Source organism: Pseudomonas oryzihabitans (assembly GCF_024652905.1).
Lineage (GTDB): Bacteria > Pseudomonadota > Gammaproteobacteria > Pseudomonadales > Pseudomonadaceae > Chryseomonas > Chryseomonas benzopyrenica.
Genome location: NZ_CP102428.1, coordinates 769040 through 781913, shown reverse-complemented (window position 1 = coordinate 781913; position 12874 = coordinate 769040). Strand labels below are relative to the sequence as shown.

14 protein-coding genes are annotated in these 12874 nt (G+C 68.8%); 3 read left to right on the top strand and 11 right to left on the bottom strand.

The window, feature by feature from the left end:
- Positions 1-150: 150 nt before the first annotated feature.
- Positions 151-2256 carry an NAD(P)-binding protein gene (locus NRG74_RS03725; RefSeq protein ID WP_257705728.1) on the top strand — a complete coding sequence of 702 codons (2106 nt, stop codon included), beginning with the start codon at positions 151-153 and terminating at the stop codon, positions 2254-2256.
- On the opposite strand, the gene NRG74_RS03720 is transcribed toward NRG74_RS03725, so the two are convergent.
- From NRG74_RS03720 to ccmA, 10 genes are read right to left on the bottom strand one after another with little or no spacing between them, the layout of a single operon-like run.
- Positions 2182-3084: a hypothetical protein gene (locus tag NRG74_RS03720; protein ID WP_257705727.1), complete on the bottom strand. Its 903-nt coding sequence runs from the start codon at positions 3082-3084 to the stop codon at positions 2182-2184. The two genes, NRG74_RS03725 and NRG74_RS03720, sit on opposite strands and share 75 nt — an antisense overlap.
- Before the next feature lie 35 nt (positions 3085-3119).
- Positions 3120-4307, bottom strand: coding sequence for a c-type cytochrome biogenesis protein CcmI (gene ccmI, locus NRG74_RS03715; protein WP_257705726.1), 1188 nt, complete (start codon positions 4305-4307; stop codon positions 3120-3122).
- Positions 4304-4753 (bottom strand): cytochrome c-type biogenesis protein, encoded by a 450-nt coding sequence (locus tag NRG74_RS03710; protein ID WP_257705725.1) that lies wholly within the window; start codon positions 4751-4753, stop codon positions 4304-4306. The genes ccmI and NRG74_RS03710 overlap by 4 nt, the downstream gene beginning before the upstream one ends.
- Positions 4750-5283: a DsbE family thiol:disulfide interchange protein gene (locus tag NRG74_RS03705; RefSeq protein ID WP_017642236.1), complete on the bottom strand. Its 534-nt coding sequence runs from the start codon at positions 5281-5283 to the stop codon at positions 4750-4752. Before NRG74_RS03705 ends, NRG74_RS03710 begins: the two co-directional genes overlap by 4 nt.
- Positions 5283-7244: a heme lyase CcmF/NrfE family subunit gene (locus tag NRG74_RS03700; RefSeq protein ID WP_257705724.1), complete on the bottom strand. Its 1962-nt coding sequence runs from the start codon at positions 7242-7244 to the stop codon at positions 5283-5285. The genes NRG74_RS03705 and NRG74_RS03700 overlap by 1 nt, the downstream gene beginning before the upstream one ends.
- The gene (gene ccmE, locus NRG74_RS03695; protein WP_257705723.1) at positions 7241-7696 is read right to left on the bottom strand and encodes a cytochrome c maturation protein CcmE; all 456 of its coding nucleotides are present in this window, start codon (positions 7694-7696) and stop codon (positions 7241-7243) included. Before ccmE ends, NRG74_RS03700 begins: the two co-directional genes overlap by 4 nt.
- A complete protein-coding gene (gene ccmD, locus NRG74_RS03690; protein ID WP_017642233.1) occupies positions 7693-7869 on the bottom strand; it encodes a heme exporter protein CcmD in 177 nt (58 codons plus the stop codon). Before ccmD ends, ccmE begins: the two co-directional genes overlap by 4 nt.
- Positions 7866-8612 carry a heme ABC transporter permease gene (locus tag NRG74_RS03685; protein ID WP_184286989.1) on the bottom strand — a complete coding sequence of 249 codons (747 nt, stop codon included), beginning with the start codon at positions 8610-8612 and terminating at the stop codon, positions 7866-7868. Before NRG74_RS03685 ends, ccmD begins: the two co-directional genes overlap by 4 nt.
- A 10-nt stretch (positions 8613-8622) precedes the next feature.
- Positions 8623-9294 (bottom strand): heme exporter protein CcmB, encoded by a 672-nt coding sequence (gene ccmB, locus NRG74_RS03680; protein ID WP_017642231.1) that lies wholly within the window; start codon positions 9292-9294, stop codon positions 8623-8625.
- The gene (ccmA, locus tag NRG74_RS03675) at positions 9291-9896 is read right to left on the bottom strand and encodes a cytochrome c biogenesis heme-transporting ATPase CcmA (RefSeq protein ID WP_257705722.1); all 606 of its coding nucleotides are present in this window, start codon (positions 9894-9896) and stop codon (positions 9291-9293) included. The genes ccmB and ccmA overlap by 4 nt, the downstream gene beginning before the upstream one ends.
- Positions 9897-10003: 107 nt before the next feature.
- On the opposite strand from ccmA, the gene NRG74_RS03670 reads away from it, so the two are divergent.
- Together NRG74_RS03670 and NRG74_RS03665 are read left to right on the top strand one after the other, a co-directional pair.
- A complete protein-coding gene (locus NRG74_RS03670; RefSeq protein ID WP_257705721.1) occupies positions 10004-11578 on the top strand; it encodes a flagellar hook-length control protein FliK in 1575 nt (524 codons plus the stop codon).
- A complete protein-coding gene (locus tag NRG74_RS03665; protein ID WP_017642228.1) occupies positions 11575-11889 on the top strand; it encodes an EscU/YscU/HrcU family type III secretion system export apparatus switch protein in 315 nt (104 codons plus the stop codon). The genes NRG74_RS03670 and NRG74_RS03665 overlap by 4 nt, the downstream gene beginning before the upstream one ends.
- A 114-nt stretch (positions 11890-12003) precedes the next feature.
- Here NRG74_RS03665 and mazG read toward each other — a convergent pair whose 3' ends face one another.
- Positions 12004-12849, bottom strand: a complete 846-nt coding sequence (mazG, locus tag NRG74_RS03660; RefSeq protein ID WP_257705720.1) for a nucleoside triphosphate pyrophosphohydrolase — start codon at positions 12847-12849, stop codon at positions 12004-12006.
- Positions 12850-12874: the final 25 nt, after the last annotated feature.

Here is a 12874-nt window from a genome sequence, read left to right as displayed (position 1 = left end):
GGCCAACCGGGCACACCGGGTCAGCACCTCAACTATTTCCGTTGCCTTGCTAAAGTCCCAAGGGAACTTTTCGATAAAGTGATATTACCTTAGCCATCACTTGGCATTCGTCCACTGGTGCAACAATTTGCACACTTCGGAGCAATAGGCATGGAAGCTATCCCTTCTGTCCGCAAGATCGCCATTCTGGGTGGCGGCGTGTCCGCCGTCACCGCCGCCTTTCGTATTACGAGCGAGCCCAACTGGCAGGAACGCTATCAGCTCACTCTCTACCAGCAGGGCTGGCGACTCGGCGGCAAGGGCGCCAGCGGGCGCAACGCCGAAGACCACCAGCGCATCGAGGAACACGGCATCCATGTCTGGTTCGGCTTCTACTACAACGCCTTCCATAGCCTGAGGCAGTGTTACGAGGAGCTGGACCGACCCGCCGGCGCGCCCCTGGCGACCCTCGACCAGGCCTTCTTCCCGCATTCCCATACCGCCTTCGCCGACAACTTCCAGGATCAATGGACCACCTGGCCCATCGACACCCTGGCCCTGCCCGGCAAGCCCGGCGAGGGCTGGAACCCCAAGCCGTTCATGGGCGCCCTCGGCGATCTGCTGGAGTGGCTGCTACGCCTGGGCGAGGTGGACGATACCCCGCCAACCGCCGCGCCGACCGGCCTGTTCGCCCGCCTGCGTGCGCACTGCCGCGAGGAATTGCAGGAGCTGGCCCTGGACGAAGCCGAGCGGCACCTGCAGCGCGCGCGCACGGAATTGCCCGACGGCGTCGATCATCCGTTGCTGTTGTGGCTCCTGCGCAAGGCACGCAGCCTCCTAGGCGAGATCCTGCACGAACGCAGCCAGACCCAGGTCGGCGCTCACCGGTTGTGGCTGCTGATGGATTTCGGCCTGACGGTACTTATCGGCATGCTCGCCGACGAGGTCTATTCCAAGGGCTTCGAGATGCTCAACGCGGAAACCTTCCAGGCCTGGCTGAGCCGCCATGGCGCCAGCGCCGCGACCCTGGACGGCGCCGTGCTCAAGTCGCTGCATGGCGGCATCTTCGCCTATCGCGACGGCGATCTCGCCCAACCCGATGTCGAGGCCGGCACCGTGCTGCGAGCGGCGCTGCTGGCCCTGACCACGTCGAAGGGCTCCTTCATCTGGCGCATGCAGGCAGGCATGGGCGACGTGGTCTTCGCGCCCTACTACGAGGTGCTGGCCAAGCGAGGCGTGAACTTCAAGTTCTTCCATCAGGTGACCGGTATCGAGGCCGCCGACGAGGGCCAGGGACCGCGGGTGACCCGCCTGCAGATCCAGCGCCAGGTATCGCTCAAGCAGGAGCCCTACCAGCCCCTGGTGGACGTCAAGGGCCTGCCCTGCTGGCCTTCGGCGCCGCTGTACGCGCAGATCTCCGACGACGTCGCCCAGCGGTTACAGGAGCAGCACATCAATCTGGAGTCCAACTGGAGCGGCTGGTCGGGCGTTGAACAACTGGAACTGCAGGTCGACCGCGACTTCGACGAGGTGATCCTGGGTATTTCTGTCGCCGGTCTGGCCGATCTCTCCCCCAGCCTCTGCGCCCTGGATCCGGCCTTCGCCCGGATGACCCGGGCCGTCGCTACCGTGGCTACCCAGGCGGTGCAGCTCTGGCAGGATCGCGACGTCTGGCAACTGGGCTGGACTGGTTCGCCCCAAGGCGGCCAGGCACCGGAACTGCTCGGCTTCGCCGCCCAGGCGATGGATTCCTGGGCCGACGTCAGCTATCTGGTGGCGCGCGAAGACTGGTCGAGCGGCACCCCGCCCCAGGACATCAGCTACTTCTGCGGCGTCTTCGCTGCCGACGCCGCGCCGCCCATCGGCACGCAGAACGACTATCCCGCGCGCCAGGCGGCCCGGGTGCACCAGGCCTTCATCGACTTCATGAACGGCAACCTGCGCGACTACTGGCCGGACGCCGGGACCGACCAGGGTTATCGCTGGGAATACCTGCTGGCTCCCGCCACGGTCAGTGGCGTGGCGCGCTTCGACTATCAATACTGGCGCGCCAACGTCGACCCCAGCGAACGCTATGTGCAGAGCGTGGCCGGCAGCAGTCGCTATCGCCTGGCGACCGACGGCAGCGTCTGCCGCAACCTCTATCTGACCGGTGACTGGATCCACAATGGCTTCAACATGGGCTGCGTGGAATCGGCGACCCTATCCGGCCTGCAGACCGCTCGTGCCGTCCTCGGCCACCGCGAGATCCTGCCCGGCGAGGACGCCTTCCAGTGACGCCACCGCCTGGGCCGTCGCGTAGACAGCGCAGCGGTCCACGGCGGGCGGATAGGCGGGTTGGTCGCCATCCAGGTAGTTCAACAGCTCGGGGGCCTGATTCCACTCGGCGGCCTCCCGGTACAGCTTGCGCAATTCCAAGCGAATCCAGCCATCCATGAGACGTACGCCCAGCTCCTCGATGCCCAGGCCATGTCCTTCGATCACCTCGCGATCGGCCTCGGTGAGGGGATAGTGCGGCGGATAGAAGTCGGCCAGGCTGACCAGCAACTTGACCGAGAAGCCACGCGGATCGGCCAGCAGCGCGCCCAGCTCAGCGAACAGCGTCGCCTCCTCCACCAGCGCCTGGGCGAACATCAGCCGATACAGGGTGATGTTGAGAAACAGCTGACCCACCGCGTTTTCCGCGCGGGCGTCCTCCTGATGCAGGGCGAAACCGGCCAGGATGGAGGCATTGTGCGCCCGGTACCAATGGCGCGGCGTGGGATCGGCGATAAAGGTCAGCCAGCAGCGCGTCGGATAGGGCGCCTGGTCGCCTGGCAGCTGGTGAGTCGCCAGGCAGCCCGCCAACTCGGACAGGTAGATGAAGTGCAGATTGACGTTGCGCCACCAGGCGCTGCCCGTCACCGGATCCAGGACGCCAGCCTGGATTTCCCAGTCGAGAAAGGCCAGTTCCGAGTCGCCATAACTCAGACCATCGTTATCGTTATCGGCGTCGCCGAAGCTCCTGTAGAAATCTTCACGGACCGCCCGCCGCCTGGCGGGCAGATTCTCGATCTGGCTACAGAGTTCGGTGGTCGCGGCGACGGCGTCTTCGTAGGTATACATGGCGTCCTTGCTCTAATTGTCGACATCCTGCGCGATCATGGCGTAATGGCATCGTCGGCTTCCACGCGCAATAGGCTGAACGCACTAGAAGAGCGCTCCAGCGGACGCCCCTCCAGACGCCAGTCCCCCTTGAGCGGATCACCGCTGCGGGCGATGACCACCACCGGTCGCACCTGGCGATAGTCGGACAGCTTGCGTTGGGGCAGCATGGCATTGCCGTCATCCAAGCGCACCCGGCGGGGCAGATCGGCGACCCGCAGCCGCCGTACCGCCAGCGGCGGACCGGGCTGATCCACCGCCAGCGCCAGCACGAAGACACTGTCCTCGGGCCGCACCCGCTGCGCCACCGCGGGCGCCAGACTGACCTCCACCTCCAGCCCCGGCGTGGTCAGCACCTGACCAGCGGCCCGCGCCGCGCGCTCCGCCCGGGTGACCCCTTCGGCCAGGGTGCCGCGCAGGGGATCGGCCGGCGGCAGCACGGCGACTAGGCGCTGCCAGTAGCCTGCCGCATCGGCGTAGGCGCCCCGCTCGTAGGCGGCCATGCCCAGCAGTCCCAGGGTGGTGGGCTCGCCGGGATTGGCGGCCAGGGCTTCGTCGGCCAGGGCCTGGGTGCGGGCATCCAGCTGGCGCCCCGCGGCGAAGAAACGGGCCTGGGCCAGTTGGCCGAGGACCTCCGCCCGCCGGCCATCACGCGAGATGACCTGCTCGAAGGCCGCTACCGCGGCCTGGTAGCGGCCCAGGCCGGCATAGGCGCGCGCCAGCAGATACCAGTTGTCGGCCGCCTGGGGTTGCAGTCGCGTCGCCGCTTCCAGATCGGCCAGCAGCGCCTGGGGCGACGCTGGCGGCGTAGCGAGGCGCTGGCTCAGCTGCAGCGCCGGCCAGGCGCCAAGCAGCAGATAGAGCCCCAGGGCCAGGACCGGGCCGCCCAGGGCGACCGCGACACCCAGGCGCCGGCCCTGGCGCAGCGGCGAAGAACCCTCGGCAGGACTGTCGGCGAGCAGGCTGCGGCCCGCCTCGGCTTCGGCCAGCGCCAGGGCCTGGATGTCCAGCTCCCCCCGTGCGGCCCGCGCCCGGGCATCGGCCAGGCGTTCCTGATAGAGGGTACGATTGAGCACCGCCCGCTGATCCGCCATGACACGTCCACCGCGCAGCAGCGGCACCAGCAGGATCAGCACCGCCAGGATCAGCAGCAATCCCGCCAGCCCCCAGAAGGTCAGTATCACGGCTCCTCCTCCGCCTGCAGCTGCGCCAGTCGCTGGCGTTCGGCGTCACTCAGCGTCTGCTCCGGGCGGCGGCGCCGCGTCAGGACCAACAACAGCCCGGCCCCAGCCAGCAGTGCCAAGCCCGGCAGCAGCCAGAGCAGCAGGGTGCGGCCCTCGAAGGGCGGCCGGTAGCGGATGAATTCGCCGTAGCGCTGCTCCAGGAGGGCGATGATCTCCTCATCGCTCCGCCCGGCCGCCATCAGGCGCTGGATCTCGCGACGCAGATCGCCGGCGATGGGCGCATTGGAATCGGCCAGGTCCTGGTTCTGGCACTTGGGACAGCGCAATTCGCGGGTCAGCGCCTGGAAGCGCGCGCGTTCGGCGTCGTCGCGAAAGCCATAGGGGTCGATGGCCGCCTGGCTCAGGGTCGACCAGACCAGCAACAGGAGCAGCCAGCCGACCCTCATGGCGTCGCCACCAGGGCTCGGTAGCGCGGCCCGAGGTCTGCGTCCCAGACGCGCTGATCGACCACCCCGACATGGCGATAGCGCACCACGCCGCGGGCATCGATGAGAAAGGTCTCGGGCGCGCCATAGACGCCCAAGTCCAGGCCCAGCCGGCCTTCGTCGTCGCGGATATCGAGCTGGTAGGGATCGTGGAATTCCGCCAGCCAGCGCCGAGCGCTGGCATTGTCGTCCTTGTAGTTGATGCCGTGGATCACCACGCCCTCGGCCTTGAGTCGAGTGAGCACCGGGTGCTCTTCCCGGCAGGCCACGCACCAGGTGCCCCAGACATTGACCAGCGCCGGGCGGCCGAGCAGATCCTGCCGGGTGAACAGTCGCTCATCCTGCACGCCCGGCAAGGAAAACGCCGGAAAGGGCTGGCCGACCAGCGCCGAAGGCAGCGCCTGGGGATCGCGATGGAGCCCGCGAAAGAGCAAGCCGGCCAGCACCAGAAAGGCCAGCAGTGGCAGGCAGAGCAACAGGCGACGGCGCATCAGGCGGACTCCGTGGCAGCGACAGGGGAAGACGAGCGCCGGCGGCGATAGCGCGGATCGGCCAGGGCCAGCAGGCCACCCAAGGCGGTGAGCAGGCCGCCGAGCCAGATCAGCCGGACGAAGGGCTTGATTTGCAGGCGCACGGCCCAGACGCCCTCCCCCAGCGGCTCGCCGAGGGCCACATAGAGATCGCGGGTCAGGCCGGCATCGATGGCCGCTTCGGTCATGACCGCGCCACTGGCCAGATAGCGGCGCTTCTCCGGGGTCAGCAGGGCGATCACCCGCCCCTCACGCTCGACCTGCAGCAGCGCACGCTCGGAGGTGAAGTTCGGCCCTTGGTAATGCTGGGTCCCGGCGAAGCCGAAGCGATAGCCCTGCAGCTCGACATGCTCGCCCGGCGCCAGGCGCAGATCGCGTTGCACATCCAGCTGGCTGGCCAGCACCACGCCCAGGGCCAGCACCGCCAGGCCCAGGTGCGCCAGGTGCATGCCCCAGTAGCTGCGCGGCTGGCTGCGCAGGCCACGGCGCCAGCCCAGCGCCAGCACCTTGCCCAGCACATCGCGCAGCGCGGTCAGCAGGATCCAGGCCGCCAGCGCCAGCACCGCCAGGATCCCCGCCCTGGGCTGGTCCAGCCACCAACCGGCGAGTCCGGCGAGCACGGCGCAAGCCAGCAGGATGGGCGCCAGCAAGCGGGCCAGCCAGCGCCCCGGGCTGCTTTTCCAGCGCACCAGCACCCCGACGCCCAGCGCCAGCATCAGCAGCGCCATCAGCGGCACGAACAGCAGGTCGAAATAGGGCGGCCCCACCGACAGCTTGGCACCCGTCAGGCTGTCGATGATCAGCGGATAGAGGGTGCCGAGCAGCACCATGGCAGCGGCGGTTACCAGGATCAGGTTGTTGATCAACAGCAAGGCCTCCCGGGAGGCCAGGCCAAAGGACGCCGAGCCGCCGAGCGCCGGTGCGCGCCAGGCGAACAGCGCCAGCGAACCGCCGACCACCAGCAGCAGGAAGGCCAGGATGAAGACGCCGCGAGTGGGATCGCTGGCGAAGGCGTGCACCGAGGTCAGCACCCCCGAGCGCACCAGAAAGGTCCCCAGCAGGCTGAGGGAAAAGGCAGCGATGGCCAGGAGCACCGTCCAGCCCTTGAACAGGCCGCGCTTCTCGGTCACCGCCAGGGAATGCAGGAGCGCCGTCCCTACCAGCCAGGGCATGAAGGAGGCGTTTTCCACCGGATCCCAGAACCACCAGCCCCCCCAGCCCAGTTCGTAATAGGCCCACCAGGAGCCCAACACGATGCCGCAGCCGAGAAAGGCCCAGGCCAGCAGCGTCCAGGGCCTGGCCCAGCGCGCCCAGGCAGCGTCCAGCCGACCTTCCAGCAGCGCTGCCACGGCGAAGGCGAAGGCCACCGAAAAGCCCACATAACCCATGTAGAGCAGGGGCGGATGCAGGATGAGACCCGGGTCCTGCAATAGCGGATTGAGATCGTTGCCCTCCCGCGGAAATTGCGGCAGCAGGCGCGCGAAGGGATTGGAGGTGGCGACCAGAAAGGCCAGGAACCCCGTGGCCACCAGCCCGAGGATACCCAGCACCCGCGCCAGCAGGGCCTGGGGCAACTGGCGCGAGCAGACGGCCACCGCCAGGCTCCAGCCCGCCAGGATCAGCGCCCAGAGCAGCAGTGAGCCCTCGTGGGCGCCCCAGGTGGCGCTGACCTTGTAGTACCAGGGCAGGCGACTGTTGGAGTTGGCCGCCACATAGGCCACCGAGAAGTCGTCCTGGAGAAAGGCCCAGATCAGGGCCGCAAAGGCCAGCGCCAGGAACAGCCACTGGCCAAAGGCGGCCGGGCGCGCCAGCCGCATCCAGTCGACCTGACCGCGCCAGGCGCCCAGCAGCGGCAAGGTGCCCTGCACCAGGGCCATGGCCAGCGCCAGCAGCAGACAGAGTTGCCCCAGTTCCGGGATCATGGCGCCGGCCTCGCGCCGTCCAGCGGCCGCCCGGCCTGGCGCAGCGCCTGGCTCACTTCGGGGGGCATGTACTTCTCGTCGTGCTTGGCGAGGACCTGGTCGGCCACCAGGCGGCCTTGGTCGTCGAGTCGGCCCAGGGCCACCACCCCCTGCCCCTCACGGAACAGGTCCGGCAGGATGCCGGCGTAGCTCACCCGCACCTCGCGCTGGAAGTCGGTGATGACGAAGCTCACCGCGAGGGAATCCGCGGCGCGCACCAGGCTGCCCTGCTCCACCATGCCGCCGGCACGGATGCGGGTGTCCCGCGGCGCCTCACCCTGGGCGATCTGGCTCGGGGTATAGAAGAGGTTGATGTTCTGCTGCAGGGCGCTGAGGGCCAGCGCCACCGCGCCCCCCACCCCCAGCAACAGCAGCAGGATCCACAGCAGCCGGCGACGACGAAGCGGATTCATGGCCGCCGCTCCCGTAGCCAGCGCTGGCGCAGTTCCCGCTCCAGCCGGCGACGCGCCCGCCAGCCGTGCAGCAGCAGGCCGCCGAGGATGACCAGGGTCAGGCCGAAGGCCGGCCAGACATAGAGGCCATGACGCCCCATGCCAAGGGTTTGCGCCCAGTCCACGCCGCTCACGCGCCCTCCTCGCCGAGTTCCAGGCGTACCCAGCGACTGCGCCATTCGCGCCTGAGCACCTCCAGGCGCATGCGCTGCAGCAACACGCCGGCAAAGAACAGGTAGAAGCCCAGCACCATCACCAGCAGCGGCAGCCACATGGCCGCGGGCATCGGTGGACGCTCCACCAGGCTGAAGGTGGCCGGCTGATGCAGGGTGCTCCACCACTCCACCGAATACTTGATGATCGGCAGATTGACCGAGCCCACCAGCGCCAGGATGGCGCAGGCCCGGGCGGCGCTCTCGCGATGGTCGATGGCCTGCCCCAGGGCGATCACGCCCAGATAGAGAAACAGCAGCACCAGCATCGAGGTGAGCCGGGCGTCCCAGATCCACCAGGTGCCCCAGGTGGGAATGCCCCACAGCGACCCGGTAGCCAGGGCGATCACCGTCATCCAGGCGCCGATCGGCGCGGCCGCGCGCAGGGCCACGTCGGCCAGCTTGAGGCGCCAGACCAGGCCGACGGCTCCGGCGACCGCCAGCAGCAGATAGCAGGACTGCGCCAGAAAGGCGGCCGGCACATGCACATAGAGGATGCGAAAGCTGTCGCCCTGCTGGTAGTCCGGCGGCGCCAGGAACAGCCCCCACACCAGACCGACGGCCAGCAGCAGTCCGGCCAGCGCCAGGCAGGGCCGCTGCAGCCGGCCGGCCAAACGATAGAAGATGGCGGGAGAGCCCAGGCGGTGCAGCCAGGTCCAGTTCATGTCGTCCTCGTCATTGGGCCGCGCCGATGCGCAGGCCGGCGGCGACCGCCAGGGGCGCCAGGGTCAGGGCCAGCAGGGTCAGGCAGCCCAGCCAGAGCAGCAGCCCCGTCACCGGCAGACCCAGCCGCGCCGCGTCCAGGGTGCTGGCGCCCAGGATCAGCACCGGGATCTGCAGCGGCAGGTTGAGCAGCGCCAGCAGCAGGCCACCACGGGCCAGGCCCACGGTCAGGGCCGCGCCGATGGCGCCGATCAGCGTGAGGGCCAGACTGCCCAGGGTCAGGGCCGCTAGGGTCGCTGGCAGGGCCGCGGCGGGCAGCCCCAGCATCAGCGCCAGCAGCGGCGTCAGGGCCACCAGGCCAAGGCCGGCGAAGCACCAGTGCACCAGCAGCTTGAGCAGTACCAGCAGCGGCAAGGGCTGGGGCGCCAGCAGCCAGAGTTCCAGGGAGCCGTCCTGCCAGTCGCTGCGAAACAGGGCCTCCTGGCCCAGCAGCAAGGCCAGCAGCAAGGCGATCCACAGCAGTCCCGGCGCCAGGGCGGCCAGCTGCTGGCTATCGGGACCCAGCGCCAGGGGAAACAGGGTCACCACCAGGGCATGGAAGGCCAGGGGCGTGAGCCACAGCGCCGGACGGCGACAGGCCAGGCGCCCTTCGCGCCCGAGGATGGCCAGCCAGGCGCCGCTCATCGGCCACCGTCCAGCCAGAGCAGGCGATGCCCCTCGGGCAGGACCTCCAGCTCGCGATGACTGGTCAGCACTATGGCGCCACCCGCGGCGCAATGCGCGCGCAAGCGCTCTTCCAGCTGGGTGCAGCTGGCGGCGTCGAGGGCGGTGAAGGGTTCGTCCAGCAACCAGAGTCGCGGCGGCGCGGGCAGGTGGAGACGGGCCAGGGCGACGCGGCGGCGCTGACCGGCCGAGAGCTGCCTGCAGGGCTCATCCGCCCAGTCGGCCAGACCCAGCGCCGCGAGGGCAGCCAGGCAGGCGGCCGGCGTGGTCGGGCGCCAGAGATTGGCCAGGCTGTGGAGATTTTCCAGCGCGGTCAGCCCCTCGGCGATCCCGGGGGCATGACCCAGCCAGAGCAGTTCCGCCGCCGCGGGTCGGCGCACCTCGCCCGCATCCGCCGGCAACAGTCCCGCCAGGATGCGCAGCAGGCTGGTCTTGCCGCTGCCGTTGACGCCACCGATCTGCAGCGACTCGCCTGCCGCCAGGCCCAGGCTCAGGTCGTCGAACAGCAGGCGACCGCCCCGTTCGCAACGGAGCGCGACGGCGTCGAGCAGGGGCTGATTCAAGACAGGCGATCTCACGGCACTAAAGTCGGTCGGGCGCTGGCCGTTAACCCGGCACATGCCCTTGAAGGCGCGCCATTATACACAGGCGATTCCACCGGACCTGCCCGATGACCCCCATCTCCGCGATCCCACCCAGCGTCGGCGTCACGCCCGCCCTGCCCGTCCGGGCCGCGGCGGCGCAGGCGTCGGATGCCGGCGCGCAGATCCTGCAGGCCCTGCAATCCCTCGATGACCTGATACCGCCCGGCAGCACGGCCACCGCCGAGGTGCTCGCCACCCGTCCAGCCGGCCAGAATTTTCAGTTCCTGCTGCAGCTGCAGCTGGCCCAGGGCGGCAGTGTCCTGCTCACCACCCAGAGTCCGACCAATAACCTGCCGGTGGGCAGCCAGCTGCTGGTGAGCACCCTGGGCTCCACCCAGCTGGCGGTGCTGCTGCAGAGCCTGGAAGGCGACGCCCCGCCACCACCGCTGCAGCAACTGGACCTGCGCCAGCTGCCGGTGGGGACCACCCTGCAGTTACGGGTGCTGAGCAGCCTGCTGCAACAGCAGCCCGGCGCAGCACCCACCTACGAGGTGATCGCCAAGGCCCTGAGCTCCAACCTCGAAGGCCGCCAGCTCAAGCTGGAGTCAGCTCGTCCGGTGCCGGTGGGCAGCCTGTTGACCGTGGTGATCAAGGACCGCCAGGAGGTCACGGTGCTGCCCATGGCTCAGCGCCTCGACCAGCTCGACATCGACCGCCAGCTGCAGGGCCAGGGCCAACGCCAGCTGTCGATGAACGCCCTGCTGCAATGGCTGGAGGACGTCCCCGAGGCGGAGCTGCCACCGTCGGTGGGGGCCGCGCTCAAGGCGCTGCTGGCCAATCTGGAGCACACCGAGACGCTCACCACCGCCCAGGGCTGGACCCGCGCCCTGGCCCGTAGCGGCTTGCAACTGGAGCAGCAACTGCTGGAGCGCGGCGGTCCCGATCTCCAGGAAGACTTCAAGGCCAACCTGCTGCGCCTGGTGGATCGACTGCTGGCCAGCGTACCGGGCGATGCCCTGCGCAATCCCCAGGTCGCGGCCCAGGCCGCCCAGCAGAATCTCCCCGACGCCCTGCGCCGGGCCCTAGGCGGCGCCGCCACTGCCAGTCGCCAACCCACCGCCCTGGACTTTCCCCTGGGCGAACGCGACGGTCGCGGCCTCAGCGCCGCCAACGCCGAACTCGACGAATTGCTGCAACTGGCCACCGGCGTCATCGCCCGCCTGCAGACCCACCAGCTCGCCAGCCTGGCCCAGACCCAGGTCCTGCCGGACGGCTACTACCTCTCCACCTGGCAGACCGAGATTCCCTGGCGCGATGGCGAGCGCCTCGGTGCGGTGCAGGTGCGCTTCCAGGAAGAACGGCCGCCGCCGGATACCCGCGGCGAAGCCCGCGACAGCCTGTGGAAGGTGGAACTGGCCTTCGACCTGGCACCGCTCGGCCCGCTGCAGGTACGGGCACAGCTGGCCAGCGGCCGGCTGTCGAGCGAGTTCTGGGCGGAAAAAGGCGCCACCGCGACGCTGATCGATACCGAATTGCCCCATCTGCGCGACCGCCTGCTGGCCGCCGGCTTCGTGGTCGGCGACCTCAGCAGCCGCCAGGGCCGCCCTGCGCGCCATCCGCGCACCTCTCTCGAACAACGTTGGATCGACGATACCGCATGAGCACGTCCGCCCCCCGCCAGGCCATCGCGTTGTCCTATGACGGCAGCAGTGCACCCATCCTGTCCGCCAAGGGCGACGCCGAACTGGCCGAACTCATCCTGGCCACAGCCCGGGAGCACGAGGTGCCCATTTACGAGAACGCTGATCTGGTGCGGATCCTGGCGCGCCTGGAGCTGGGCGCGGAAATCCCCGAGGCGCTCTACCGCACCCTGGCCGAAATCATCGCCTTCGCCTGGCACCTCAAGGGCAAGTGCCCGGCCCACCTGGCCGACCAACCGGACCTGTCCTACGGCTGGGAGCGGATGCCGTAGGTTGCGGTTGAGCGCAGCGAAGTCCAACAGCCGGGCTTGGACGACACGTCGAAACCCGTCCAGATCTCGGCAGCGTTGGGCTTCGCTATGCTCAGCACCAACCTACGCCCGGTTTCAGCGACCCTGCAACGAATGCCCGACGACGCCCTTCTCTTCCACCTTGGCGGCGTCCCAGAACGCGTCCATCTCCTCCAGGCTGGCTTCCTGCGGCGTGCGCCCCTGGGCTTTCAGCGCCTCTTCTATATAGCGGAAGCGTCGCTCGAACTTGGCGTTAGCCTGGCGCAGGGCGTCTTCCGCATCGACCTGCAGGTGCCTCGCCAGATTGACCATGACGAATAGCAGATCGCCCACCTCTTCCGCCACCTGGGTGGCCTGGCCGTTGGCCATGGCCTCGCGTACCTCGTCCAGTTCCTCCTGGATCTTGGCCACCACCGGCGTGGCATCGGCCCAGTCGAAGCCGACATTGGCGGCGCGCTTCTGCAGCTTGGCCGCCCGACTCAGGGCCGGCAGCGCAGCCGGCACGTCATCCAGCAGCGACAGCTGCTCGGGCGCCGCGGCCTTCTCCGCACGCTCCTCGGCCTTGATCTCTTCCCAGCGCCGCTTGATGGTCGCCTCGTCCAGCCGTGGCAAGTCCAGGGGGCCATGCAGGTCGCCATCGGGAAAGACATGGGGATGACGCCGCACCAGCTTGCGGGTGATGCCGTCCACCACCTGGGCAAAGTCGAAATGGCCATCCTCACGCCCCAACTGGCTGTAGTAGACGACCTGGAACAGCAGATCGCCCAACTCGTCGCGCAGCTGGGGAAAATCCCGCTTGGCGATGGCGTCGGCGACCTCGTAGGCCTCTTCCAGGGTGTGGGGCACAATGCTGGCGTAGTCCTGGCGCAAATCCCAGGGGCAGCCGTGCCGGGGATCGCGCAACCGGGCCATGAGGTGCAGCAGGTCGTCGAGCTGGTACATGAGTGAATCCTATCGCTGGAAAAAG